The sequence below is a fragment of the Bernardetia sp. ABR2-2B genome (genome assembly GCF_037126435.1).
Taxonomy (GTDB): domain Bacteria; phylum Bacteroidota; class Bacteroidia; order Cytophagales; family Bernardetiaceae; genus Bernardetia.
The window spans coordinates 2,744,977-2,771,968 of sequence record NZ_CP147020.1; the positions used below are offsets into that span (position 1 = coordinate 2,744,977).

Genomic DNA, 26,992 nt, shown 5'->3' on the forward strand with positions numbered 1-26,992 from the left:
CTCTTCAAATAATAAATATAATTTCTTTTCAAGTTTTTCAAACTTAAACCCCACTATGAAATTAGTACATTCTTTTCCTTCTTTGACAGAAAATTTGATTACTAAATTAGAAACTATACTTCAAAAAGAGTTTGGCTATCCTTCAATTCCTAATGATTATAAAGAATTTTTGTTGAAAAGTAATGGAGGATATGTTTCTCCTGGTTATGTAGAGGATACAGAAATTACTCAACATCAAAAAGAGGTAGTTTTTGAAACTCCTTTAAAGTGGGTAAAAAACAATAATGAGCCTGTAAAACCTTGTTTAGTTGCCTTTTTCGTAGTTTGGTTAGAAAATGATATGAATGAGAGTGAGGTTGAGGATTGGGACATGTCTGAACTAGTAGCTTCTAATGAACATTCAAAACTTGACTTTGATATTTTGCCAAATAACATGATGTCTATTGCAAAATGTAGTCATCCAGATTGTGCTGATATGCTGTGTATATCATTAGATGAAAAAGAGTACGGTTCGATATATTACAATTACGGATTATGTAACCATCCTGCAAATTTTCATGGCAACTTCTATCAAAATAGAATAGAGAAAGTTTTTGAAGAGTATAATATTGATAGTTATGAACAAATAGACGAAGAAACTATAAAGGGACAAGAAGTTATAGACCACATAAAAAGAGCATACTTTGTCAAAGTAGGAAATAGTTTTTCAGAGTTTTTAGAAAGCTGTAAGGTTATAGAAGTAGAAAGAGAGATTTGAATCTACTTTTATATTACAACCAGTAACCTAATCTGCTCTAAGTGCCACAATAGGAGCAATTTTGGCAGCCTTGTAAGCAGGAAAAAAACCTGCTAAAGCTCCTGAAAACACAAGCAACCCAATAGCCACCAAGACTACATACAAATCTACTTCTGGATTTCTAAAAAAAGCTCCTCCATCTCCTACAAGCATTTTCATTCCCATAATAGCACCTACTCCCAAAGTAAGTCCGAAGAAACCAGCCACAGAAGTAATTACAATTGCTTCACTTACAATCAAACTGACGATAGAGTAAGGAGTTGCACCAAGTGCTTTTCTGACACCAATCTCTTTTGTGCGTTCTTTTACAATAATTAGCATAATATTGCTTACCCCAATTATTCCAGCCAAAATAGTCATTAGACTTACTACCCAAACAAAACCTCGGATAAAGAGAAAAAGCATTTGAAATTTTTCGAATTCTTCTACTGTATTCCGAACTCTTACAGCTCTATCATCATCAGGGGAAAATTTATGACGTGCTGCAAAGTCTTTCTGAATATTTTTTGCAATAGCATTTGCTTCCTTCACAGAAGCATCGCCGACGGTCATCATGAGTTGATTAATACGATTTTTTCCATTAAAAGCAAGTTGTGCTGTTGTGATAGGCAAATACATATATTGCATTTCTCGCTCATTACCATTGTCTGAAAAAACACCTACTACTTGAAAAGGAACATCTCCAATACTAATCCATTTTTTAATAGGAATTTGTGGATTTTCTTCAAAGCCTTCGAAAAGTTCTTCAGCAACTAATTTTCCAATCACGACTACTTTTCTTTTTTTATCTAAATCAGTTTGATTAATAAACCGTCCATCATCCATAATTGTATTTTCAAGATATTTGTGTTCTGGATGAACACAACGAGTATTATAAGACGAACTCTTGTCTTTATACCTTGTAATAAAATCTCCTCTCAAATAAAACCTTCCAGATGTATATTCTATTCCATCTATATTTTCTAAGGCATCATAATCTTCATTTTTAAATTGAATCTGACGACCAACTGGCATTCCTTTATACGCAACCGATGTTTGTCCGTCATAAAGCCACAAACTATTTACAGCATCATCTCTAAAATTATATTCTACACCATTTTGAAGTCCTTTTCCTGCTCCTAAAAGCAGAACAAGCATAAAAATCCCCCAGCCAACGCCCAAAGCAGTTAATGAAGTTCGGAGTTTGTGTCTAAAGAGTGTATCAATTATCTCACTCCACTTATCTGTATCTATTAATCTCATAAGAACAATTACGAATTATAAAATAGAAGCTATTTAAGAATGGGTTTTACGTGTATTTGTTGGTGTCGCTTCGCTAAAACACCAACAAAGGCTAGGTTATTTTTCCTTAGAATTGGTTTTGAAAACCCAATTCTAAGGAAAAACCTGCATTCTTAAACAACTTCATAATCAGCGTAGCCAATTAAAAATTACGAATAATTTTATTTACTAAAAATATCGTTGTCTTAAATATAAAGAAAGTCTCATTTGAAATTATATTATTATCCTATTTTTAACGGATTTTAGTTTTCCTTATAAAAAAAACTCAAAAACTGCCCAAGCAGCTATTCCCAAAACTAAAATGATGAGTAGCCAAACATACCAAGGTGCAATTCTTTGATTAGGTTTTGAGTAGGGTTGTTCTCCTTCAATATCTCTGTATAGTTGAAAGTAAGCACGTCTAGCCCCTGTCATTCCTTCCAAAATTTGTTTGTGCTTTTCGAAAGAATCAGCTAACTCTTTTTCTTTTTCTAACTTTTCTTCAAAAGCTTTTTTTTCTTTTTCTGAAAGAGAATCTGATAAATAGTCATTAAATTTTTGTGTAGAAGAACTTGATAGATTCATAGTTTATAAAAATACGTTTTGCTTAGGAAATAAAATACTACTTGATAAGTAAATAACGATAAATAAGTTAGAATTTAGCTACTTTTAAACGAAAATAATTAACTCAAATAGCTCTTTAGATACAAGATAACAAATTATCATGCTTTGTACATCACCTCTTAAACTAAGTAACGTTATAATCAGTTAATGACCGAGCAAAATAGAATTTGATAAAACTACTGCTTCGTAAAACAGTTATTCTGTCTAAATTCGTCTATATTACTTAAAAAATTAGATTTAGAAAAGCATATTTGTCAGAATACCTTCAAGATGTCAAGTAATTTGCTTTTAAAGTATCTGACAGGTTTATTACAAAAAAGTAAAACTATTTTCTGTCAAGATATGAACCAAAAAGTGTTTAAAGCTAATACACTTTTATTTTTTAAATTTGATAAAAAACCCTATGAAAAAGCGATTTTGTATATCTATTTTTATATTTATTCTGCAAATAACTGTAAGTGTGGTTTTGGCTCAAAACTTTTCAAAAGAATATTGGCATAAAGGAGAAGTTTATTTATTTACAGAAGAAAGCATAAAAGGAAGTGTTAGATATGACTTAGACCAAAACAATATTACCATCCGAACACTTGATAATAAATTGCGTTCGTATAACGCCTCACAAGTAGAACAGTTTTGGATTCAAGACGAATTGCAAGAACGAGTTCGTTACTTTTATGCTCTCCCTCAAATTACCAAAAATGATTATAGAGTTCTTTATTTCTTTGAATTATTAACTGAAGGAAAAATCACGCTTCTTTGTAGAGAAAACTTTGTAGTGAAACAGGTGGGTTATTATTCGCCGTATATGTGGGGAGGTTGGACTAATGGGGGAAGTTATGTTGTTCAAGAAGATGATTATTTTTTATTAAATAAGGAAGGAAACGTAGTTGATGTAGAAGAAGATAGAGAGGCAATTATGAATCTTTTTGGTAAGAAAAAAGAAGTAATGGAACTTTATTTAATAGATCATGATAATAAATTACGTAATAGAGAAGATTTATTAAAGATGATTCGTTATTACAATGAAGTTTATAAATAGTAATTTTATATCTACTTTTTGATAATTTACTGAATTAAAGGCGTTTCAATGCTTGTTATTTGGAATAAAATGTTTAATTTTGCAGTTCGTTTTTTAGGAGTTTATAGCTTTTTATAAACTTTACTAAAAAATTATTTTAAATTTATAGGGTAAGTGGCGCAATCCTCTTACATTAAACTGTTTATACAATGAAAAAAGAAATTCACCCAGATTACCGTGAAGTAGTATTTTTAGATACTTCTAGCGATTATAAATTCTTAACTCGTTCTACTGTCCTAACAAAAGATACTATCACTTGGGAAGATGGAAAAGAATATCCATTAGTAAAAGTAGAGGTTAGTTCTGCATCTCACCCATTCTATACAGGTGGAAAAGGAAACTTTGGACGTACTACTGGACGTGTTGAGCGTTTCAACCGTCGTTATAAGCGTACTGATAAAAATGCAGAAGCTCCAGCAGAAACAAAAGAAGAATCTACTGAAAAGTAATTCATTTTGTTTTTTAGCATTAAAAAAAGCCTTCAAACTCTACATTATTAGATTTTGAAGGCTTTTTTGTTTTTGAAGAATTTGGTTTTTATTTCTTCTTGTAAGTAGATACTTTCATTAGGCTACTAGAGGCATCTGTAAGAGTTAATATATCTGGACAGACATCTAATACATAATTTCTTTCAATATTTCCTGCATTCAACCAAGTAAAACTGAAAGTTCCTAACGTTGTGTCTGCCAAAGCATTTATTCTATATTCCCAAATTCCTGTTGCCTGTCCGTTTTCAAGTTCTTCTACTGTTGCACCTAAGCTAAAGACTAAAGACATTGTTTTGCCCTCTGTTTCAGGGTTCTCTACTATTTCTCCATTTCTTCCTTCACTACGAGATTCTATCCATTCCCAGCTACTTTGAGCAAGAATGGCATTTGCTTCTGAAACTTCACTTACTGAGCTTTCACAGCTAATTATAGGCTCTACTTTTTCGTCTTCGTCTTTACAAGATGAAAAAGCAAAAACACTGATAACTAACATCAGAATTGATACAGAATAATTTATTGATTTTTTCATTTTTGTTTTAATTTTTAAGGGTTAAAAATAAGGGAATAGGCAATCTGAATACGTAAAGTTCAGAATCGTTATTGTTCAAATAGTATAGTGCAAAAAAACACCTAACTACTAGAATAAACTAGGTTAGGCGTTTTTTATTTTATACAAAGATAAATAATTTCACTTATTTATACTTGAATTATAGTTTGATTTATTCTTTGATAAATTTGATTGTTTCTATCTCACGACCATTATTAACGCTCAAGATATACATTCCTTTAGGAAGTTTTGAAACATTAATAGCAGTTTCTTGAGAAGTAAGTGTAGTGTTCAGAACTCTTGCTCCTGTTACACTATAAACAACCACTTCTGAATCTAAGCTAAAGTAACCTAAACGAATATTTAATGTCTGACTTGCAGGGTTAGGGAATGCTACAAAAGCAACATCTCCGTCTTTAGTTCCATCAACTCTAGCATCTTGCGCTCTATCATTGTGATAAGCCATTGGAGAAGGATTGATTCTGTTTGTAGTACCAATTACTACTGTATAGTCTTCAACTTCACCATAAGAGAATGTTTCACAAGGAGTTGCGTTTCCGTTATACTTCATCGTTACACGCATACGAGTAGAGCCGTTTGCAGCAGAAGAAGGAATTGTAAATGAACCACTTACAGAAGAGCTTGTACTTCTTGTACGAGTATAAACTTTTTCTCCTGAATCATTAAAATCACCATCTTGGTTATAATCTATCCAAACATCATATGCTTCACTATAAGTACGACCAGACCAAGTTGGCGTAATTGTGATTGTGTAAGAAGTTCCTTTTCCAAATGTTGTAGAAAGATTTGTAAAGTCGCCATATCCACCGTTTGCACCTGAATTGTTGTTGATTGAACCAACTTGTACTCTCTGAATCCACTCATCAGCAACACTATTTCCTTTAGAATCACAGTAAGAAAGAACTGGAGCAGCAGATGTTGTTACAAATCTACTTGAAGAATAAGAGCTACTTACTGAACAGTTTGCACGTACTTGGAACTCATATTGAGTAGAAGCAGATGCGCCTGTAAGATTAAGTGAAGTAGAAGTAGAATTAAGAACATTCCAAGAACCACCACTAGTACGAACACGAAGATCATAAGAAGTTGCACCTGAAACAGCAGACCAAGAAGCAGTAAATGAAGAACTTGTTACAGAAGAAGAAGAAAGATTAGAAGGAACACCACAAGAAGGAGCAGATGCACCAGTAATATTTACAGTGTAATCTTCAACTTCGCCATAAGAGAAAGTTTCACAAGCAGTTTGTGCGCCATTATATTTCATTGATACACGCATACGAGTAGAACCAGTAGCTGCATTTGAAGGAATAGAAAGTGTTCCGTTTACTACTGAACTACTTAAAGAACCAGCATCATAAACTAATTCACCAGCATCATCAAAATCATTATCTTTATTGAAGTCAATCCAAATTTTCCAATATTCATTATATGTACTACTAGCAAAACCAGGAGTAAGTGTAACTGCATTGTTACTTCCTTGAGAAAGACTTACAGAAGATGAAGTATTATCTGCATATCCACCATTATTTCCACTTGTTTTGTTTAGAGAACCAACTTTAACACCAGCAATCCATTCATAACTAGCATCATTTCCTTTAGATGCACAGTAAGAAGGAGTTGGGTTTCCTCCACCTCCACCAGTAGAACCTGAAACTAAATCAGAACGAAATCCAGTAAGAACAGCACGCATACGGTTTTTCTGACCTGTTGTGAACATAAACATACAAGCATCATTTGTATAATCCATATAGTTCATAAACATATCACTTGAAAAACCACCGTTGTTAGAACAAGATTTTGAAGGATAAGAAGGACATCCACCGTTAGAAGCTGCTGCAATAGGTGTATCAGTTACAAAATCGTCTTGGCTACAGTTACCATCTCCCCAAATATGGCGAAGGTTTAACCAGTGACCAACTTCGTGAGTTGCTGTACGTCCTTTATCAAAAGGAGCATTTACGTTTCCAGTAGAACCAAAAGCAGTAGTAAGCATTACAACACCGTCAGTATTGGCAGCACCACTACCTGGGAATTGAGCATAACCCAAAATTCCACCACTCATGTTACATACCCACATATTCAAATATTTTTGAGTATCCCAAGCATCTTTACCACCTTGAGAAGTAAATTTCATTTCATCATTTGTAGAAAAAGATGATTTGTTTGTAGAAGTACGAGTAATACCTGAAGTTGGATTACCATTAGGGTCTGTATCTGCTAAAACAAACTGTATTTCTGTATCAGCTACTGAACCTAAAAACTCATTAGGAGTATTTACATAATCAGGATTAGTTCTTCTAAAGTCAGCATTCAATACATCAATTTGAGATTGAATCTGTGCGTTACTAATGTTTTGAGCAGATGTTCTATATAATACGTGTACTACAACAGGTATTGTATAAACTTCAGCTTCTGTACGTTGATTTTTTTGATTTTGAACGTAATTCTGTGTAAATGATTCAATATTACGCATTGTTTGCTTTGCTTCAGGGTTGATAGAAAGCAAACGTTCTAAGTTATTGTCTGTATGACATGAACGACCGTCTTTATGGTCGTGAGAATCTTGAGCGAATGATGTCGAACTTGCAAGCATTCCTATGCCGAGTCCGAAGCTAAAAAGTGTGCGTTTGATTGTTTTTGTAAAAGTCATTATATGTGTAAAAATATTTGGGGGAAATGAATTTATTTGAGGATTTGTCAAATCCTTAGTTAAACCTTACTTTTGAAAGGTGTTGCAAACATACGGCGTATTTTTAGAAAAACAAAATTTTGCAAAAACATTATTAAACGGTACAAAAACCAAAAAACAGACCACAAACCAAATTTTAAATCCAAAAAACACCACTTTAACCAAATAATATTCTTTTTTACCTTATTATATCAGTTTAATCCAAATAATATTTTATATTGTTTAATCTTATTTTATCCAAAAAAAATTTCAATTTTATCTAAAAAACCAAATTTTAATTTCAATTTTGAAAAAAATTCTCCTTTTTAGTTAAAAAAGCTCTTTAAAATTACTCGCAAATGCAACACTGTTGCAAATAAAGACAGCAAAAAACGTAACCTTTTCTTTTTAGTTTCGTAAGATGTATTCGGAATATATTAAACAATAGCACTATATAAACTCAGTGCTTTGTTAGTTCTGCTAAAACAAAAAATAAGTATCAAAATTTTAGCTCATCTAATAAGATAATAACATAGATAACCTCTATAATCTATTTACAATCAACTGTTTTATAAAAAACTCTTATTAGTCATGTAACTTGGCTTATTTAACAAGCCTAAAAATAAAAAACAGCCAAACTCAATACGATTAATCCAAAAGTAGAATAATAATGTAATTTATTCTCATTCTTTTTTTAGTATATTTGCAGTTGATTTTATCAGATTTTGATGGAATCCTTTTGCTGTATCTTGTTATATTAATTGTCAATCCGTTTATTTTTATTGCTATGTTATTAGATTTTGAAAAGCCTATTTTTGAGTTAGAAGAAAAGTTACAAGAAACTAAAACACTTGCAGCCAAAAATAATATGGATGTGAGTCAGGCTGTAAAACTATTAGAAGAGCGTATTGTACATTTGAAAAAAGAAACCTTCAAGAATCTAACTCGTTGGCAACGTGTACAACTTTCTCGCCATCCAGACCGTCCTTATACACTTGATTATATTGCTTATTTAACTGATGATTTTGTAGAACTACATGGAGACAGAGGTTTTGGAGATGATAAAGCCATGATTGGAGGAATCGCTCAAATTGATGGTCAATCTGTAATGATAATCGGACAGCAAAAGGGACGAAACACTAAACAAAGACAACATCGTAACTTCGGAATGGCAAATCCAGAAGGTTATCGCAAGGCATTGCGTTTGATGCAACTTGCCAATAAATTTGGAATACCAATTCTGACTTTGATAGATACCCCTGGTGCTTATCCAGGAATAGAAGCCGAAGAGCGAGGACAAGGAGAAGCAATTGCAAGAAATTTGAAAGAAATGTTTTTGTTAGATGTTCCTGTTATTTGTATCGTAATTGGTGAAGGAGCTTCAGGTGGCGCACTTGGTATTGCTATCGGAGATAGAGTTTGTATGCTTGAAAACACATGGTATTCGGTTATTTCTCCTGAATCTTGTTCCTCTATTTTATGGCGTAGTTGGGATTATAAAGAACAAGCTGCGAGTGCATTGCGTCTTACTTCTTTGGATATGCACAAATTTGGGTTAATAGATAGAATAATAGAAGAGCCTCTTGGTGGAGCGCACCGTTATCAAGAAGAAACAATGGAGATTGTGAAAAAAGCTGTTTTGGAAATGATAAAAGAACTCTCAAAACTAGATAGTAAGACATTGAAACAACAACGCACAGAAAAATTTTCTAAAATGGGAGAGTTTGAAGAAGCTCAAGTAAATAAGGTAAGCTAAAACAGTAATCCAAAACAAAAAGATGTATCAATAATGAGTATGTGATTTTATCCAATTTCTAGTAAATTAGGATTAAAACTAAAGTCAAATAGAAACGAAATGAAAAAGCTACAAAATTTTCATTCTCATAATTGGAATCTCAATCAACGAACCTATATTTTGCCTTTTGACAAAAATCGTTTGCTTGTCCATCTAAAACATCTAACAAAACCTTACGGAGAAAAGCCAAAACGTAAAAAAGATTACGAGCGTTATCGTTTTACAGGTAAGATAGAAAAAAATACATTTCGCCTTTCAAGAACTGTTTTAGAACCCAATAATTTTTTAAGTATTGCAGAGGGAAAGATTGAATCTACTTCAAAAGGATGTTTTATTCAAGTTGAATACAAAGTTTTCACATTTACTAGAATCTTGATTTGGTTTTGGGGACTTTTAGGAGTTTCTATGACTTTATACTTTAGTTTTTATAAAATAAATGCTTTATATGCTATTCTAATAGGAATTTTTACACTTGCTCATACAGCTGTTTGTATATTGAGCATTCGAAGGCAGAAGAAAATTTTGGAAGGTATTTTTGATGAAGTCTTCAATTCTTATAATGATTTTTTGAATTGATTTACTCTAACTAATTTTTTACACAAAAAACACAGTAGCTTCAAAACTACTGTGTTTTTTTTTTGATAATTCTACATTATCTTTTTTCTTATTCTACATTGCGCTCCATATATTTTATAATAGATGTTGCAATATCTTTTCCTGTCGCCATTTCGATTCCTTCTAATCCAGGAGAAGAATTTACTTCTAAAATAAGAGGTCCTCTTGAAGATTGTAACATATCGACACCAGCAACTCCTAAACCTAATACTTTTGCAGCTTTTAGAGCAGCATTTTCTTCTTGGTCTGTCAGTTCGATAATATTTGCACTTCCTCCTCTGTGAAGATTCGAACGAAATTCTCCTTCTTTTCCTTGTCTTTTCATTGCACCTACCACTACGCCATCAACAATAAAGACACGAATATCTGCCCCTCCTGCTTCTTTGATAAACTCTTGTACAATAACACGAGCTTTCAAACCATTGAAAGCCTCTAACATAGACTCGGCTGTATTCTTATTATCTGCCAAAACTACTCCTAAGCCTTGTGTTCCTTCTAAAAGCTTGATAACTAAAGGCGCACCACCTGCTTTATCTACTACACTACTTACATCTCTTGAGTAATTACTAAAAACAGTTTTTGGCAAATCAAGACCTGCTCTAGCCAAAATTTGAAGACTTCTTAGTTTATCTCTTGAGCGAACTAAGGCTTGTGATTCGGTAGAAGTAAAAATCTTCATCATCTCAAACTGACGAACTACTGCCGTTCCAAAAAAAGTTACAGAAGCTCCAATACGTGGAATTACGCCATCAATATCAGTCATTTCAGCACCTTTATAAATTACATTTGGCTTCTTTTTTTCTATAACCAAATCACATTTTGTATGGTCTATAACAATCATTTCGTGTCCTTTTTTTTCTCCTGCTTCAATGATGCGTTTGGTAGAATAAAGGTTTTTATTTGCTGATAAGATGGCTAATTTCATGAATTCTGTTTTAAATAATTTTGTTTTAATTTTTATTCACAAAAGATAGGCATTAATCTATCAAATCCAAAAAAAACGACTTCTTTATACAAGAAGCCGTTTTTGTAAGTAAGTAAAACACTTTATTTTTTTATTCTATAATCTCATCATTTTTGGATATTTGTAGATTGCATAAGCAATAGAAGCTGCTGCATGACGCACAAAAGCATCTGTAAAATTAGGATTTAGAGCTGTTTTTTGCTTAAACTTAGCTGCTGAAAATCCGTGATTATTATCTTCAAATTCAGACATTCTTCCAGTTGCTTGATAGTTTACAGAACCATCTTTTTTATACGTAATTCTGAGCATTGTCTTTCTATCCAAATCCCACTTATAACCTTTGTTCACAGAATAAAATATTTTTATTACATATTCTCCCGTTGAGCTACGTTTGTCGATAGCAACCATCGTTGTATTATAAACAAGATTAGATTTTCCTCCTCTTTCTCTATGAACGAAATAAGTATATTGTCCAGAGCGTGACGAACGCTCTAACTCCCACTTATACTTTACACCTTTACGAACCAAATAACCACGAGGATTATCTTTTACTTTATTTATTTCACTACTAGCATTCAAATCTGTAAAAATAGAATTGTAATATTCATGAAAGGAAGTTGTTGCATAACTACTTCCAACAAAGAAGAAAAAAGAAAAGGCTAGAACGATTTTTTGGATTGTTTTTGTCGTATTAGTCATTTTATAAAAAGGATTTGAGGTAAGAATAGTAATAATATTTAGAGACTGAAAATATATAAAATAAGTAAGTGGAATAAAGTCTTTGCACCCTATAAAAAACACAAACCACGCCAACTATCAGAATCCTTGCAAAAAAAGTTAAATAAAAAATGATTTAATTTTTACTTGTTAAAGTGCAACTTAATATCACTTTGAAGTTCTTTCAAATAATCAACTGTACATTTCAGACGACTTCCATACCACGAAAAAAGTTCTCCATCTACTATTCTGATATAGGTATTTGGCAATATTTGAGCAAACTCTTCGATATGTTTTTCTTTAAAAGGATAAGGTTCAGAAGAAAGTAAAATTATTTGAGGATTCAATTCTTTTATTTGTTCTTTGTCAAGAATAGGGTAGCGATTCTCTATACTACTGTTTTTGAAATTCATTTGATTTAAAATATTATTGATAAAAGTATCTTTCCCTGCTATCATAAATGGGTCTTTCCAAATAAAATAAAGCACCTTATAACTTTCAGAATTTATACTTTTTAATCCTTTAAAATCTTGATTCAATTGATAAACTAAACTATCAGCTTCTTTTGGTTTTCCTACCAATTTCCCCACTTCCAAAATCATTTTAAAAGCCGAACTCAAATCATTTATATCACTTATCCACACAGGAAATTTTGCATCTAATTTTTCAATTCCCTCTTTATAGTTTTCTTCTTTGTTGGCAATAATCAAATCAGGATTCAATTCAATTATTTTGTCAATATCAAAATCTTTCGTTCCTCCGACTTTATCTATTTTCTTGATTTTTTCTTTTGGATGAATACAGTATTTAGTAATTCCTACGACATTTTCGCCTACACCCAAATCAAAAAGAAGTTCTGTTTGAGAAGGAACAAGCGAAATAATACGTTTTGGAAATTCTGTTACTTCTACTTTACGATTGAGCTGGTCTGTATAAATAGACATTTACTTTAGTTTTATTTTTTTTGCTATATCAATTCTTGAAATTGCTTTTCTTCATTCTTATCTAAAAAAACAACTTTTATAGGAATATAAAAAATGGAAATTTTATTTTGTTCTTCTTTACTAAATGATTCAATCAAAGGGCGTAATTTGACAGCATCTTTTTCTGTAGTAAACCAAGTTATATTCGAATCAGAGCCTTGATTTTTATTTTTCAAAAACTCAATATCTTTTTCTGTATAATTATAATGGTCTGGAAAATGTTTATGACTTTCTAATTTTCCAAAACTAGCAAATTGAGTTTCTATATATTTTTGAAAAGGTTTATAATTTGCAATTCCTGTCAGTATTCCGAAAGAATATTTTTTATCATCTTCTAACTTCAATTCTTGATTAGAATCTAATAAAGAAACAGCTTTATCATAGTCAAAACTCGTAAAAAAAACAGGCGATTTTGTATAATAATTGATTTTCTGACAAATATATTTTCTTTTTTCTTCTGTCAAATCTAAAGGACACTTACTTACCAAAACTACATCAGCACGTTTTGCGCCTTTTCTATTTTCTCTAATTCTTCCCATTGGTAACAAAAAATCTTCATAAAAAGGACGATTATAATCAGAAAGTAAAATCGAAAAATGAGGCTTTATGGCTCTATGTTGAAAAGCATCATCTAATAAAATTGTCTTTGTATTAAGAAATAATTCAAGAATTTTCTGCATCCCCAGAACTCGTTTTTCACAAACAGTAATATTTACTTTTTCTAATTTATTATTTGCTGCAAATTTTTGATAAAACTGCATTGGCTCGTCACCAATTTCAGAAGCTGTTGTTTGCTCATTTGCTAAAATAAAACCCTTCGTTTCTCGTCCATATCCTCTTGAAAGGGTGGCTAGTTTATAATTTTCTGAGCTTTCATTTTTTTCTAAAAAATATCGAATCAAATATTCTATGTGTGGCGTTTTTCCTGTTCCTCCTACGGTCAAATTTCCAACTGAAATCGTAAAAACAGAAGGCTGCACAGATTTAAACCATTTTTTATCATAAAAATAATTTCTGACTTGGGTTATTAAATCGTATAAAATAGCGAAAGGGAAAAGGAGGTATTTCAAGGGGAATAGATTAAATTTAACTCTCGTTGATTTTAAAACTCTCTGAAAATAGTGTATTTTTATAGAACACACTAAAATAGATAAGATTATGGCAACTACAAAAGAAGAAAGAGAAAATAGATTAAGAACAAAGACTGCTAAAAAAGAAAAGTCTAATAAAAGCAATTTCATTTCAGAAGATGAATATTTAAAAAGAGAATTTTTAGCTGAAACAAAAAGCGAGTATCACGCAGGAAAAGTTGTCGCTATGGCTGGTGCAACTTATGTTCATAATTTACTTGTTTCTAGATTAATAGTTCAGTTAAGTAACTGTATGGAAGAAAAAGATTGTGAAGTTATTAATAGTGATATGCTTATTCATATACCTGAATGTAAAAAATATGTTTATCCAGATGTAACAGTGATTTGTGGAAAACCAGAATTTGCAGAAAAGAAAAAAGGCAGGTCAGAAGCTCTCACTAATCCTCAAATCGTAGTAGAAGTTTTATCAAAAGGTACAGCAGAATATGATATGGGAGAAAAAATGATATGTTATCTCAAACTGAAAAATTTGAAGCAATATGTTATTGTGAGCAGTGAACGAAAATCAATTATCACTTATACAAAAGATAAAGACGGAGATTTTAAAGTAAAAACCTATTCAGAAAACGAGGATATTTTGATAGGAGAATGTAAAATTCCAATAGAAAAAATATATAATAAAGTGGGTTTTGAGATGGAAAGTAAAGAAGAGGAAAATCAAGAAAAAGAGTAAGTTTCACAATAATTGTCAAGACAGTTTAATTTGAACAATCTAAAAACTTAGTCAAAGTCTTCACAATAAAATATTTTACGTAAATTTATAGTAGTATCTACTTTATTTTTTCTTTTAACCGTAAGCAGTAAAGAATTTTCATTTTTATACAACGTATCTCCTAAATTGACAACTGAAGGATATTTATAGGTAGATAAACTTATTTTTTTTGCGTTACTTAATTGTATAGTATGACCATATTTGCGATGAGAGTTTTTCTTTATAAGTGCTACAAACTCCCCTTTCAGTTCTCTTTCATTCCACTCTTCTAACAAAATACAGTCAGGAGTTACAAATAGTCCATATTTTTCCATATATTCTTTTTTATTATGAACACTATATAAAAATAGTCCTCCTACTGGAAAAATAATAAACAATGATAGTGCAAGTCGCAATAACTTGTTATTCAGTTTTTGATTATCCATTTGATTATTCTATAAGTTAAGACTAAAAAAATAAAGTTAGTCAGTTTGAGCTGTAAACGCAAAACCACTTTGTTTTGACAAGAAACTATCGTAATTTTGCTCATTATGCTTAGTATCAACAATCTCTCGTTTTATTTTGCCGATCGCCCTATTTATTTTGAGGCTTCTTTACACGTTAAACCTAAAGAACGTATCGGTCTTATTGGTGCCAATGGAACTGGCAAATCTACACTTTTACGTCTTATCGATGGCGAATATACTCCCGATGAAGGCGATATTAGCAAGTCTAAAGACTGTACACTTGGTTTTTTAAATCAAGATTTGCTCTCTTATGAAAGTCATGAGCCAATTATCAATGTGGCAATGCAGGCTTTTACTCGTGAAAATGAACTTTCTGCACGTATCAATAAAATTCTATCCAAAATAGAAACAGAATATAACGACAAGCTTTTAGATGAACTTGCAACCCTTCAAACAGAGTTTGAAACACTAGGAGGATATTCTATTCAAGCTAGAGCAGAAGAAATTTTGGAGGGTTTGGGCTTCAAAACGGCTGAACTTACCAAACCACTTGCACAGTTTTCAGGAGGTTGGCGTATGCGTGTAATGCTTGCAAAATTATTATTGCAAAAACCTGCGCTTTTGATGCTAGATGAGCCTACCAACCACTTAGATTTACCTTCGATTGAATGGTTAGAAAATTATTTGACTAACTATGAAGGTTCGATAATGATTGTTTCTCACGACCAAGACTTTTTGAATAATTGCTGTAATGTAATTGTTGAGGTTTGGGGACAAGATTTGATTCGTTATTCTGGAAATTATGACTTTTATAGAGAAGAAAAGGCTTTGAGAGCCGATTTGCAACAAAAAGCCTACGAAAATCAACAACAAAAAATTAAAGAAGCAGAGCGTTTTATTGAGCGTTTTAAAGCAAAAGCATCAAAGGCAAAACAAGCACAATCAAGAGTAAAACAACTAGACAAAGTAGAAAGAATTGAGGCGGTAGAATCGGATGCTCCGACAATGAGAATGCGTTTTACCTTCCAAAAACCATCTGGAAAAATAGTAGCTGAACTAGACCATGTATCAAAAAGTTATGGACAACTTCAAATTTTGGATGAAGCCGAAGCCATGATAGAAAGAGGCGACAAAATTGCTTTAATTGGTGCAAATGGAAAAGGAAAATCTACCGTTTTGAGAATGCTCGCAGATGCAGAAAGCTATAACTCTGGAGAGCTAAAAGAAGGACACCACGTAAGACAGTCGTTTTATGCACAGCATCAATTAGAAGCCTTGCATTTAGAGAATGACCTTTTAGAAGAACTTCGCAGCGCAGGAGCAGACCGAACAGAAGCAGAACTGAGAGCTGTTTTGGGCTGTTTTTTGTTTGCTGGAGATGATATTTTTAAGAAAATACGTGTTCTTTCAGGAGGAGAAAAATCAAGAGTTGCACTAGCGAAGATGTTGCTTTCAGAAGCAAATTTTCTATTACTAGATGAGCCTACCAACCACTTGGATATGAAGTCTGTCGATATTTTGATAGAAGCTGTCAATAATTATGAAGGTTCGTGTATTGTCGTTTCTCACAATCGTCATTTTATCCAAAGTATAGCCAATAAAATTTGGTGGATTGAAGAAGGTAAAATTAAAGAATATCCAGGGACGTATGATGAGTTCAAATATTGGAAGCAACTTAGAGATGCCGAAGAGAAAGAAAATAAATCAAATGGTTTAGAAGCAAAGAAAGCTAAAGAAGAGAAAAAAGCAAAGCAAGAGGAATACAAAAATAGCAAACAAGACAATCAACATCTTTCGCAAGAAGAACAAAAAGAACTTCAAAGAAAAGTTCGTCAAGCTGAACGTAATCTTGAAAATGTAGAGAAAGAAGTCAATAAATTAGAAGCTGATATTAAAGAACTAGAAAAAGAACTTGCCCTGCCAAGCACTTACGAAAACCCAGAAAAAGCTGAAAAACTTTCTAAAAAACACGCTTCTCTCAAAAAAAGTTTGGAAGTGAGAACTTCCGAGTGGGAAAATGCAATGCTTGAAGTAGAAGAGTTGAAATAATATAACTGCTATTTTTTCTATTTGATTTGAGAAGTATAGCTCCTAATGCTCATTTTATCTTTATGATAGAATGAGTATTTTTTTGCAGTTTATATAGCAAAATAAAAAACACACTCTTCAACTGAAAAGTGTGTTTTTGATAGGTTTGCCCCATAATGATTTTCACAATTAGACTTTAATACAATCAACAAAAAGTATTTAATGTTGATTTATATATCATTGATTTTCTGATTTTTTTTAATTAAGAAGGTCAGAGAACTTAATGTACACAGCAGTATTCCCCTTACTTTTGTATACGTTTCTTTTTTAGACTATTAAATTATTCATTCAATTTTTGAGTACTCGTCCCCTTAAAATTTTCCTCAAGCAAAAAAAGAAACATTCTCTGACCTACTGCCTATTTGGAACAATATCTCCAAATAAAGGACTTATATATCCCCTTGTTACTACTTAATGACAAAAAGTAGGTAATCATTACAGAATATTTTGAAAAAAAATTAACAAAAATCTAAAAAAACTCACAAACACTTGATTATCAACTAATTATACGTAAAAATATTTTTTATTTGAGAACAAAAAAACACCTTAATAAACTTAACAAATGTTAATATTTATAGCGTTTTAATTTTTTTTTTACTCTATAATTCAAAAATCTTTATTAATTATTCTTAGATTATAAGGAAGTTGAGAAATAAAATTACTCCATTCTAGAATGGTTTCTCTATGAATGGTAGCATAATAACTTACAGCTTCATATCCATCTATTCTTAGTTTTAATTGACAAAATAATCTTGAACTTAGGTCTTGAGTAGGGTGATAGTTGATAAAATATTTCAATTCGTGTATGTTTTCAAACAAAATTAGTCGTTCTACATTGTTTTTCTCCTTTATGACTATTCCTCCTTTTTTAAGATTTATGCCAATATTCAGATAGGATTTTGTATTTTCTATTTGCTTTATGGTTGGATTTTTAAGTTTTAGAGGCTTACTGTTATGCCACTCTACCCAGCCAATAAAACCTATAATAGATAAGAAAAACATGATGGCTATTGCCCAACCAAATGAAACTCCAATAATTGGAAATAAAATAGGGGCAGCTATCATCATCAAAACTCCTATAACTTTTAGCCCACTGCTAGGAACATACATGGGTTGGTAAGCAAAACCAAAATTCAAAAACTCCATTGGTTTGGCTTCTAAAACTAAGTTTTTTGAAATAGGAATTTCTTCAAGCGTTTCAAATTGCTCACAATGCGACTCATTGAGATACTCCCAGCTTTCTATAAAAAAGGCAGATTTACAGGCAGCACAAATAACAACTGTATGTCCTTCTTCTATTTTTTCGCCTGTGATTGGGTCAGTTCTATCTTGCTTCAAAAAATCTTGATAAGTTTCTGAACGAATAGTATGTGTATAGATCATAGAAGAATTTTATGTAAAATGACTAGACTTATTTTAATCTCATAACTTAGTGCGTATATTTGTTCTTATAAATGGTTTTCCAAAAGGCACAAAAACTCCTTATTCAAACTTATTTCAATAAATACATCATTCAAAATTACACAAAACTATGAAGTTCAGAGCAGAAATTGACGTAATGCCACTCAAAGAAATCTTAGACCCACAAGGAAAAGCTGTAAAATTAGGCTTGGATAATTTGGGAGTAAAAGAAGTACATGATGTACGTATCGGAAAACATATTCAGTTGGAAATTGAAGCCACTGATAAAGCACAAGCAGAAGAAAAAGTTGAATTAGCTTGTAAAAAATTATTAGCTAATTTGATTATGGAATTCTATGAGTACAAAATATTTGAAGCAGAAGTAGCTTAATTTTTTGAGAAAAAACACTTACAAACCGTTGATAATAATTTTGTATTATCAACGGTTTTTTTAATGGCTAAGAATTTAGATTACTTTCAAAAAACCAACAGCTAAAAGCTCTTCTTCGCTATTCTTTCCTTCTTTAAAAACAGAAATGCGATATGTTCCCTTTAGCTCAAAGGTTTGCTCAAAAAATGAAAAGCGAAGTTGTTTGTCTATAAAAAAAGTCTCTTCTGTATATTTTTGATAGACTCCTTCTTTATTTTGTTTTTCAATCGTTATTTTCAAAGATTCTGAACCAAATGGAACTTCATCTTTTATGAAAATATAAACTCCTTTTTTTGACTCTTCTAATTTGAATGTTTTCTGATGAGAAATAGGATATTTTCGTTTGTCTAAATCATTACTAAACAAAATTTTTGATTTATAACTAATCGTAATTTCTTTAGAAATCAGTGTCTTTTTATCAGCATTTGCAATCGAAATTTTATATACCCCAGCTTGTAGAAATGTATATTGGATGGCTGCCCAGTTACGTTTTTTATTAATGTAAATCTTCTTGTTGTCGTACTCTTCGAAGCTAAATTCTTCTTTGTCTTCTTTTTGAGAGGTTACTTTTTTATCTATAAAAAGATATAACTTGGGGTCTTTAATTTCTGTTTCTTGTCTGAACAAAACATACAAAAAACTGCCTTCAATCGCATCTATTTTCCATTGACTACTCGTGAAAAGCTCATCTGCAACTCCATTGTTATCATATTTAGCTGTCAAAAATAATTCTTGTGCAGACACAGAAAAGCTCAAAAAACAAAGATTTATAAGCCAAAATACAATAGAGTAATTAATTTTAGATTTATAATGATTTCTTGGTAAAAAAAAGAGTGAAAAATTCGCTACAAAGCGATTCATAAAAGTAATTTATTGATAATAAGTTAGGATAATTAGTTGAGCAGATTAAAATATCATTTTGTTAAGCTAGTTTAGCTTTTTGTTTTCTTTGTGCCTTGTGCTATCTCGTTTTGTTTTTTTGTCCAAGTTTTTCTGTAATGCTTCTGTCAAATTTACACCTGTTTGATTTGCCAAACAAATGACCACAAAAAGAACATCAGCTAGTTCATCAGAAAGTTCTTTGTCTTTGTCTGACTCTTTGAAAGATTGTTCGCCATATTTTCGTGCAATTATTCTAGCAACCTCACCAACTTCTTCGGTCAGCATTGCCATATTGGTAAGTTCATTAAAGTATCGGATTCCGAATTGGTTTATCCAGTCATCAACTGTTTTTTGAGCTTCTTCTAAAGTCATTTGAAAATTATTTTTTTGGAATGGGAAAGCATAAATACACACAAAGATATAAGTTATTTACCAACTGATTGTTACACAAAAATCGAACAAAAAAACCATCTCAAGGAGATGGTTCTTTTGGATTTCACAACTTAACTACTGTTGATCTTAAATATTTTATTATATTTTTTCTAGTATTTCTATCTATTGGTAGTTTGCACAATAGATTTACGAAATAGCTACTTTTTTCTTGTTAATAACTTCAGTCTTCTTAGGTAAAGTAAGTTTCAAAACTCCGTTTTCGTAAGAAGCTGCTATATTTTCGCCATCTACATTCTTAGGTAATGTAAATGAACGTTTGAATGAAGAAGAACGAAACTCACGACGAGTATAGTAATTTTGTTTTTTGTTTTCCTGTGCTATCTCTTCATCGCTACCCGAACTTTCTTCTCTCTCCTCTTTCGTTTCTGCCGAAATAGTAAGTTTATTATCTTCTACTTCAATATTGAACTGGTCTTTTTCAAAACCTGCTGCCGAAACCTCAATCAAGTGTTCATTTTCATTTTCACTAATATTTACGGCTGGCATTGAAATTTCTGAACCAAACAAACTTCTATTACTTGGTAAAAAGTCTTGCTCAAAAAATTCTGAAAAAGAAGATGGCAAAAATGAATTACTAGGTCTATATTTAATAAGTGTCATAACTAATAAGATTTAAAATATTAATAAATAGATTAAAAATAAAATTATTTAATATAACTATTCTATGTTATATTTGACTTATATAGTTCAAATAATGAACCAAAACGATTTTAAAGCATTCTTACGTATAAATATGACAAAATGACGTTATCAAAGTTTTTTTAGAATTTTGAAGCACTTTTAAGTATGACAAAATGACTAAACCTATTATCTAATCAACTTTGCATATGAAAATTTGATGCCAAAAAATAATGATTGGCTTATTTAACTTCTATTTCAAGTATTTTCTTATATTACTAACAGTTTAAAGTGAAAATTGTTTGGATTGGTCTTTTATTAAAGCTTATTCTGTTTTCTTCAAATTCCTTTTGAAACAAGTTGGCTGCCTTTGTTACTGCCTTGACTTATATGACGATGGGGTACGCCTATTTGTATTCCTTCTTCATCAAAACGGTATTTTATTTCTCTAATCAAATCACAATACATATCAAAAGAAGTGGCAAGGTCTTTTGCCCAAACACTTGCCCTTATTTTTATTCCTCGCTCATCCATTCCAGTAGGTCTGACAAGTACAATTGGCTCTCCATTTATTTTTTCTTCTAGTGTTCTTCCATCTATCATATCAGGATGTTTCATAGATTCTTCTTCCATAATAGACATTGCTTTTTTCAAATCAGTATCATAGGTAATCCAAATTTCTACGAAACGTTGTATGGTTGGGTCTTCTATCGTCGAATTGACAATTACATCACTACTAATGTTAGAATTAGGAATAATAATTCGCCTATTTTCTAAGCCTTTAATAACTGTATGGCGTAGTGTGATGTCTTCTACCGAACCAAAATGAGTACCTACCACAACTATATCTCCCACTCTAAATGGCTTGAACCAAACAATAAAAATCCCACTCACAATATTACTAAAGGCTTGTTGAGAAGCAAAAGCAATAAAGGCAGCAAAAATACTAGCACCAGCAAAAAGTGTAACAGCCAATGCACGTAGCGAAGGAATGGTATAAGTAATGAGTAAAACGGTAAGAATAACAATAATAAAATTCACACCATTTTTGAGGAAACGAAGACGAGTAGCATTATCATAATCTTTTGATTCTTGAGAGTCAGCAATATTTCTCAAATGTTTATTGATAGCTGATTTTGCCAAACGAGAAGCTACTCCTGCAACGATGAGGATTAATATAATTGTTAATAATAATCCAGTATCAAAGGGAATTATTTTGTCTATCATAAAACAAATTTAGAATTTAGAAGTCAGAACATAGAAGTAAATACAAAGGTAAAGTTTAGAGTTGAAAATTAAATATAATTTTGATTACTTCTAAGGTTGATTTAAGTATTATTTCTTCTGTCAAAAATGAGTTACAGAATTTTTACTAAATAAAGTTTTTCTAAATTCATTTGGCTTTTTATCATTGAGAAGCTCCAACCCTCCTTTTAATTTCATTATTTCTGCAAAGTGTTCTTCTCGTTTTTCATACTGTTGTTTGCTAGAGTAAGTAGTAATAAGCATAATTTCGAAAGACGAATCTTTATCAGCATCCATTTCAAAAAGCTCAAAAGAATCAATATATCCTTTTTCTAAAGCCATTTCTCTCAATACTTTCCAGTTTTTTTGATAATAAAAAATTGCTTCTTCTTTGTTATTATTCAGAATTTGTACAAAGTCAATTGTAGATAATTTTTCAGTATTTTCTGTTGTGCTAGTTTTGATACTTGTACAGCCAAACATCAAAAAAAGTAAGGGTATAAATATTGACTTAGCTTTCATAGTTTTTTAGAATTTTAAGGATAAACTATTTTTTTTGAATTACAATTATTAGAAAGAAAAATCCTCATAAACCTCCCAATTTCCATCTAATCTATTCTCATCATAAATTTCTTCGCACCAGTTTAAATACTTATTGAAGTATTTTTTCTTTATTATACGATGACTATTACCAAATATCCCAGTCTTTTTATATTGCATAAAAACTTTCTGAGACAGCTCTTGTCTATTTACAGCTAAAACCTTTACATCTTTCCATTGATTAAGTGGTTTTTCAGAATAAATTACTGCTCCTAAAATAAAGTAGATAAGTAGTAGCATCGAAATACTTATAATTTTAGAGTTTATATTATTCGAACTAATCATTAAATAAATATTCATTAAAGCAATGCTAATAAAGCCATAAAAAAATATTTGCCAATAAATGAGTTGATGCTCAAAAAAAACTAATTCTAAAGGAGAAAAACTAATCACAAGTAGTAGTACAAGTAAAAATAGCCCACTATAAAAAGAGAGTTTCAGTATTTGTCGTTTGGAGTTAATTTGTGTTCTCATTTTTTCTCTTTACTATCAAGTTTCACAAGGTTATTGGTTAAAATTTGATTTGAGCTTCATTGTTTTATGAATTAAAATTTCCAATTAAATCCCAAATTCCATCTCAAAGGGTCTTGAGGTACACCTACAAAAGTAGTTACGTTCGGAACAGAAGTATTGTAATAACGAGTATCCAATAAGTTTCTAAAGCGAGTAAAGAGAGTAAATTTTTCTTTTATAGTATAACCTGCATACAAAGAAGCTATCCAAAAAGGGTCATTCCCAAGTGCATTTCCTGCATCATCTTTAAAAGTAGTATGATATGATGTGCTTCTATACAAAATGGACGGTGTAAAATCAAAGTTTTTATAAGAAAAATCCCCTATCAATCGTAACGTATGCATGGCACTAAGAGGAAGCTGTTCCCCATTGAGTGTTCCGTCTGAATATGAATAAGCTAAAGTAGTATGCACTTCGGTAACTCCAAATTTTTTATGATAAATAGCTTGAAAAGTCCCTCCATACGTAGTTGCGTTTCCTTGATTTAGAGGCACTTCAGCAGCAGTTACCTCAATTCCTTTAAACATTTGTCCTGACTGAATAACATCTGTAATCAAATCTGTGAGTGTATTATGATACACATCAGCACTAAAACGAAGATCGTTAATAGGAGCATAAGAAGTGTTGATTTCGAATGTTCTGTTACGCTCTGGACGTAATTGTGGGTTAGGAAGATGATAAAAAGGCAAAATAAAATTAGTAACTTGGTTATTATCATTTGTAATAGGAACAAAATCTCCAAACTGTTGAAATGTCTTTTGATTAGAAGGAGCTAAAAAAGCCTCTCCATACAAAAGTTTGATATTAAACTTTGTATCAGGTGAAAAAACAAGTCCCACACGAGGATTAAAAGCCCCTTCATAACGAGTATTATAATCATAACGAGTTCCCAAAGTCATATACAAACGGTCAGAAAAATTGGTTTTAAATTGTGCATAAACACCATAATTTTGATATTGTGTCCAATAAAAATTCTGAAAAATACTCAAGTCATTTCCTAAAGAGTCAGTTATATTTGTTCCGATATAATATTGCTCCGTCGAAAACTCAGGTACATTTATATCATAAGGAAAAGGCAAGTCTCCTGTTTGTGGAAGTGCTTTCGAATTCTGAAAAAGAACTCCAAAAGTAAGGTTTGTCTTTTCGGTAAAATAATATTGAAATTGTTGGTCAAACTGAAAAGCAGATTCAGAAGCATATTTATAACCCTTTTGGTAGCCAGAATACACATTTTCAAAGTTAGAGTCTTTATCTACTGTGAAATGATTGAAAGAAGCAATCGTTCTGAAATAAAACTTATCTATCGTTCTTTGAAAGGAAGTATAAATATTTGTCAGATTTGTACCATACCTAATATTTTTTTTGAATAATGTGTATTCAGGACGGTTTGCGACAGAAGTAGAATGAATTTGTTTGTGATGCGTAAAGCCTACTGTGAAATTTTCTCCTACACTTATTTTTGTACCTACATTATAGGCTTGTGTGGGCATTGCAAAAGGCTCAATTTCGACGGTTCGTGTTACATCAGGCACAAACTGACTTGCCAAAACTTCTCCATTGGTTTGATAACGATTGATGTACCAGTCAAAATCTTCTTGATAAAACTCTGGAAAATTTGGCTCTGCAGAATAATACTGTTTTCCATAAATCATAACTGAAATATCTTTTATGGCTGCACCTGCAACAAAAGAATTATCGGCTGTATTAAATCTACCGTAAGAAGAATTTATTTCTGCCCCTTTTATCTCTGCTCCATTTTTGGTAATAATATTTATAATCCCTGAAAATGCATCTGCACCATAGAGAGCCGAAGCAGGTCCTAAGATTACCTCAATTTGTTTGGCATGATAAATAGCAAAATTATGTTGAATAGGCATCAAAACTCCTGTAATTGAGCTAATTCTGATTCCATCTTGCAAAATAACAAAACGCTCATTTCCACCAATTCCACGAATAGAATAATAACTATTCGTATAGGTGTTTGCTTTTTGTTGAATTTCTATTTCTGGAATATCTCCCAAAACGTCCTCCAAAGAAGTATAGCCTCGCTGTCTAATTTGCTCATCTGTAATGACATAAATTGTCGCTGGGGCAGTTCCGATACGCTCTACACTTCTACTGGCAGTCATTACTCGTGCATTTGACCAAAGATTTTCATAATCAACTTCTTCCTCCAAAAGTTCTTGCAAACTGGCTTCAAAAGAATGTCTCATGGCAGAATCTGGGGCTACTTTTGTAGTATTGTCTTGAGCTGTTTCTTGGGCATGAACAATATTGATTTTTATAAAAAAAACTAATAGAAAGACAATAGGAATATAGAAATTTTTATTCATAATCAATGAAGAATTTAGGAAAATGAGTAACAAGAAAACAAAATGAAAACTTAGAAGGGAATTTTTAGTGTATCAAATTACTCATAACTAACCTTTTTTCAAAATCTATTAAATTAAAGATGTTTATATTTTCTATTTCTTGTGCGATTATCAACATGCTATCAAACCATTGTGTAAGAGTTTTTTAAGGTAACTCTAAAACTTGTTCTATATTTTTCTTTGCCTCTATTCATCAATTTGTATTTTTATCATATACCTTAATAGTGCTGCTAAGCTAAACAAATTGCTGTTTTTAGAGTAAAAACTTGTATTTTGCTTCATGCTATTATGAGTATCCATAGAAATAAAATGTATCTTTAATTTTTAAAGCAAGTAAACAGAGTTAATCATATCTTATAGAAAAGTGTATTTCAAGAGTATATTGGCTACAAAGGATTCTAAGCTTTCTGTGAATGCTGTGTTTAAAATTAAATATAATTTATTTTATCCTAGCACTTGGTAATGAGTAAAGTGCTTTCTCAGAAGTATGATATTTGCATTAAAATATACCTCTAAGAAAACATAAAAGCTCATTTGCTCACAAATAAAAATATAGATATATTCTATAAATACGACTTTTATCTATTTTATTTACAGTCAAATTATTTAATAATGAATACAAATCCAGAAACAAAAAAGAAAGTAGCTACTATAAAAAGCTCAGAGGCATTCCCTCACTACACCCTTCCTTGTAGAGTTTTTGAAAATATAAATGTCAAGAATCTTAGTCAAGAAGAGTTTGAAGAAATACGCAAAGCAATTCCTCAAAATGGTGTTATTCTTATCAAAAATCAACACCTTTCGTTAGATGAGTTGGTAGCTTGGACAAAACGTTTTGGAGAGCCTGTCGAACTTCCAGACGGACTTCGCTTTAATAACTTTCATAAAGAATATCCAGAAGTTACACGTATTTCGAATATTTTACCAAATGGAGATTTATTACAAAATTATTCGGGTGCAGAGTATTGGCATAGTGATGGAGATTTTTGGCAAGCTCCTAAAAATTATGTTTTCAGTTGTCTGTATGCTGAAAAAGTACCACCAACAGGAGGAGAAACAGGTTTTGCTGATTTAAGATTAGCATATAATGGACTTAGTCAAGAATTAAAAGACAAAATTAAGAATCTTCGTGTTTGGGTTTCGCCTAAAAACATTCCTGATTTTGAAGGAGCAGAAGAATCAGAGCTTCCACCTGATGCCTATCACAATATTGCTTATGTACACCCAGAAACGCAGCTATTATGTTTGTATTTTGGTTGTACTGCTTCTGATATTGAAGGTTTGAGTAGAGAGGAAGGACAAGCTCTTTTGAAAGAATTGATGGCAGAAGTAGAAAAAAATGAATATGTTTATGCTCATAAATGGAGTCCGAATGACCTTTTGATGTGGGATAATACTTCGACTATGCACCGTAGTTTGGGTGGGTATGGAAACTACCCTAGGTTAATGTATCGTACACAGGCTTATGCTAAATAGTGAAGTTTGGTTTTAAAACGAAATCCATAACTTTAGTTATGGGATAGTA

At 31.5% G+C, this 26,992-nt stretch carries 26 protein-coding genes; 9 read left to right on the forward strand and 17 right to left on the reverse strand.

The window, feature by feature from the left end:
• The first annotated feature begins 55 nt into the window (after positions 1 to 55).
• Positions 56 to 757 (forward strand): SMI1/KNR4 family protein, encoded by a 702-nt coding sequence (locus WAF17_RS11725; RefSeq protein WP_338759449.1) that lies wholly within the window; start codon positions 56 to 58, stop codon positions 755 to 757.
• A gap of 27 nt (positions 758 to 784) precedes the next feature.
• Here WAF17_RS11725 and WAF17_RS11730 read toward each other — a convergent pair whose 3' ends face one another.
• Together WAF17_RS11730 and WAF17_RS11735 are read right to left on the reverse strand one after the other, a co-directional pair.
• Positions 785 to 2,038, reverse strand: coding sequence for an ABC transporter permease (locus WAF17_RS11730; RefSeq protein WP_338759452.1), 1,254 nt, complete (start codon positions 2,036 to 2,038; stop codon positions 785 to 787).
• 291 nt (positions 2,039 to 2,329) lie between these two features.
• Complete coding sequence (locus WAF17_RS11735) at positions 2,330 to 2,641, reverse strand: hypothetical protein (RefSeq protein WP_338759455.1); 312 nt, start codon at positions 2,639 to 2,641, stop codon at positions 2,330 to 2,332.
• A 442-nt stretch (positions 2,642 to 3,083) separates the two neighbouring features.
• On the opposite strand from WAF17_RS11735, the gene WAF17_RS11740 reads away from it, so the two are divergent.
• Both WAF17_RS11740 and WAF17_RS11745 read left to right on the forward strand, forming a co-directional pair.
• Complete coding sequence (locus WAF17_RS11740; protein WP_338759457.1) at positions 3,084 to 3,719, forward strand: hypothetical protein; 636 nt, start codon at positions 3,084 to 3,086, stop codon at positions 3,717 to 3,719.
• Positions 3,720 to 3,907: 188 nt separating this feature from the next.
• The gene (locus tag WAF17_RS11745) at positions 3,908 to 4,207 is read left to right on the forward strand and encodes a type B 50S ribosomal protein L31 (protein ID WP_338759459.1); all 300 of its coding nucleotides are present in this window, start codon (positions 3,908 to 3,910) and stop codon (positions 4,205 to 4,207) included.
• A gap of 88 nt (positions 4,208 to 4,295) precedes the next feature.
• On the opposite strand, the gene WAF17_RS11750 is transcribed toward WAF17_RS11745, so the two are convergent.
• Positions 4,296 to 4,775: a hypothetical protein gene (locus tag WAF17_RS11750; RefSeq protein WP_338759462.1), complete on the reverse strand. Its 480-nt coding sequence runs from the start codon at positions 4,773 to 4,775 to the stop codon at positions 4,296 to 4,298.
• Between the two features lie 190 nt (positions 4,776 to 4,965).
• Entirely contained in the window at positions 4,966 to 7,464 is a 2,499-nt protein-coding gene (locus WAF17_RS11755; protein ID WP_338759464.1) for a GEVED domain-containing protein, read from the reverse strand.
• A gap of 805 nt (positions 7,465 to 8,269) precedes the next feature.
• Between WAF17_RS11755 and WAF17_RS11760 the strand changes: the two genes are divergently transcribed.
• Together WAF17_RS11760 and WAF17_RS11765 are read left to right on the forward strand one after the other, a co-directional pair.
• A complete protein-coding gene (locus WAF17_RS11760) occupies positions 8,270 to 9,238 on the forward strand; it encodes an acetyl-CoA carboxylase carboxyltransferase subunit alpha (RefSeq protein ID WP_338759466.1) in 969 nt (322 codons plus the stop codon).
• A gap of 99 nt (positions 9,239 to 9,337) precedes the next feature.
• Positions 9,338 to 9,853, forward strand: a complete 516-nt coding sequence (locus WAF17_RS11765; RefSeq protein WP_338759469.1) for a hypothetical protein — start codon at positions 9,338 to 9,340, stop codon at positions 9,851 to 9,853.
• Positions 9,854 to 9,941: 88 nt separating this feature from the next.
• Here WAF17_RS11765 and rimK read toward each other — a convergent pair whose 3' ends face one another.
• The 4 genes from rimK to lpxK all read right to left on the reverse strand — a co-directional run bounded on the left by rimK (position 9,942) and on the right by lpxK (position 13,626).
• Complete coding sequence (rimK, locus tag WAF17_RS11770; RefSeq protein ID WP_338759472.1) at positions 9,942 to 10,817, reverse strand: 30S ribosomal protein S6--L-glutamate ligase; 876 nt, start codon at positions 10,815 to 10,817, stop codon at positions 9,942 to 9,944.
• A 135-nt stretch (positions 10,818 to 10,952) separates the two neighbouring features.
• Positions 10,953 to 11,555 carry a hypothetical protein gene (locus WAF17_RS11775; RefSeq protein WP_338759474.1) on the reverse strand — a complete coding sequence of 201 codons (603 nt, stop codon included), beginning with the start codon at positions 11,553 to 11,555 and terminating at the stop codon, positions 10,953 to 10,955.
• 161 nt (positions 11,556 to 11,716) lie between these two features.
• Positions 11,717 to 12,517 (reverse strand): helical backbone metal receptor, encoded by an 801-nt coding sequence (locus WAF17_RS11780; protein WP_338759477.1) that lies wholly within the window; start codon positions 12,515 to 12,517, stop codon positions 11,717 to 11,719.
• A 23-nt stretch (positions 12,518 to 12,540) separates the two neighbouring features.
• Entirely contained in the window at positions 12,541 to 13,626 is a 1,086-nt protein-coding gene (lpxK, locus tag WAF17_RS11785) for a tetraacyldisaccharide 4'-kinase (protein WP_338759480.1), read from the reverse strand.
• An 88-nt stretch (positions 13,627 to 13,714) separates the two neighbouring features.
• Between lpxK and WAF17_RS11790 the strand changes: the two genes are divergently transcribed.
• On the forward strand, positions 13,715 to 14,380 hold the full coding sequence (locus WAF17_RS11790) for a Uma2 family endonuclease (protein ID WP_338759484.1): 666 nt from the start codon (positions 13,715 to 13,717) through the stop codon (positions 14,378 to 14,380).
• Positions 14,381 to 14,427: 47 nt separating this feature from the next.
• Here the strand turns inward: WAF17_RS11790 and WAF17_RS11795 are convergent, their stop codons facing one another.
• Positions 14,428 to 14,844, reverse strand: coding sequence for a hypothetical protein (locus tag WAF17_RS11795; protein ID WP_338759487.1), 417 nt, complete (start codon positions 14,842 to 14,844; stop codon positions 14,428 to 14,430).
• Between the two features lie 105 nt (positions 14,845 to 14,949).
• Between WAF17_RS11795 and WAF17_RS11800 the strand changes: the two genes are divergently transcribed.
• Complete coding sequence (locus tag WAF17_RS11800) at positions 14,950 to 16,914, forward strand: ABC-F family ATP-binding cassette domain-containing protein (RefSeq protein WP_338759490.1); 1,965 nt, start codon at positions 14,950 to 14,952, stop codon at positions 16,912 to 16,914.
• A 645-nt stretch (positions 16,915 to 17,559) separates the two neighbouring features.
• Here the strand turns inward: WAF17_RS11800 and WAF17_RS11805 are convergent.
• Positions 17,560 to 18,336 carry a hypothetical protein gene (locus WAF17_RS11805; RefSeq protein ID WP_338759493.1) on the reverse strand — a complete coding sequence of 259 codons (777 nt, stop codon included), beginning with the start codon at positions 18,334 to 18,336 and terminating at the stop codon, positions 17,560 to 17,562.
• 148 nt (positions 18,337 to 18,484) lie between these two features.
• Between WAF17_RS11805 and purS the strand changes: the two genes are divergently transcribed.
• Entirely contained in the window at positions 18,485 to 18,745 is a 261-nt protein-coding gene (gene purS, locus WAF17_RS11810; RefSeq protein WP_338759496.1) for a phosphoribosylformylglycinamidine synthase subunit PurS, read from the forward strand.
• A gap of 75 nt (positions 18,746 to 18,820) precedes the next feature.
• On the opposite strand, the gene WAF17_RS11815 is transcribed toward purS, so the two are convergent.
• The 7 genes from WAF17_RS11815 to WAF17_RS11845 all read right to left on the reverse strand — a co-directional run bounded on the left by WAF17_RS11815 (position 18,821) and on the right by WAF17_RS11845 (position 25,428).
• Positions 18,821 to 19,645, reverse strand: a complete 825-nt coding sequence (locus WAF17_RS11815) for a hypothetical protein (RefSeq protein WP_338759499.1) — start codon at positions 19,643 to 19,645, stop codon at positions 18,821 to 18,823.
• A 66-nt stretch (positions 19,646 to 19,711) separates the two neighbouring features.
• Positions 19,712 to 20,038, reverse strand: a complete 327-nt coding sequence (locus WAF17_RS11820) for a nucleotide pyrophosphohydrolase (protein ID WP_338759502.1) — start codon at positions 20,036 to 20,038, stop codon at positions 19,712 to 19,714.
• A gap of 207 nt (positions 20,039 to 20,245) precedes the next feature.
• On the reverse strand, positions 20,246 to 20,719 hold the full coding sequence (locus tag WAF17_RS11825) for an Hsp20/alpha crystallin family protein (protein WP_338759505.1): 474 nt from the start codon (positions 20,717 to 20,719) through the stop codon (positions 20,246 to 20,248).
• Between the two features lie 357 nt (positions 20,720 to 21,076).
• Entirely contained in the window at positions 21,077 to 21,964 is an 888-nt protein-coding gene (locus tag WAF17_RS11830) for a mechanosensitive ion channel family protein (RefSeq protein ID WP_338759508.1), read from the reverse strand.
• A 120-nt stretch (positions 21,965 to 22,084) separates the two neighbouring features.
• Positions 22,085 to 22,504 (reverse strand): hypothetical protein, encoded by a 420-nt coding sequence (locus WAF17_RS11835; protein ID WP_338759512.1) that lies wholly within the window; start codon positions 22,502 to 22,504, stop codon positions 22,085 to 22,087.
• A 48-nt stretch (positions 22,505 to 22,552) separates the two neighbouring features.
• Entirely contained in the window at positions 22,553 to 23,056 is a 504-nt protein-coding gene (locus WAF17_RS11840; RefSeq protein ID WP_338759515.1) for a hypothetical protein, read from the reverse strand.
• Positions 23,057 to 23,127: 71 nt separating this feature from the next.
• A complete protein-coding gene (locus WAF17_RS11845) occupies positions 23,128 to 25,428 on the reverse strand; it encodes a TonB-dependent receptor (protein ID WP_338759518.1) in 2,301 nt (766 codons plus the stop codon).
• A 651-nt stretch (positions 25,429 to 26,079) separates the two neighbouring features.
• On the opposite strand from WAF17_RS11845, the gene WAF17_RS11850 reads away from it, so the two are divergent.
• Positions 26,080 to 26,943, forward strand: a complete 864-nt coding sequence (locus WAF17_RS11850) for a TauD/TfdA family dioxygenase (protein ID WP_338759521.1) — start codon at positions 26,080 to 26,082, stop codon at positions 26,941 to 26,943.
• Positions 26,944 to 26,992 lie beyond the last annotated feature (49 nt).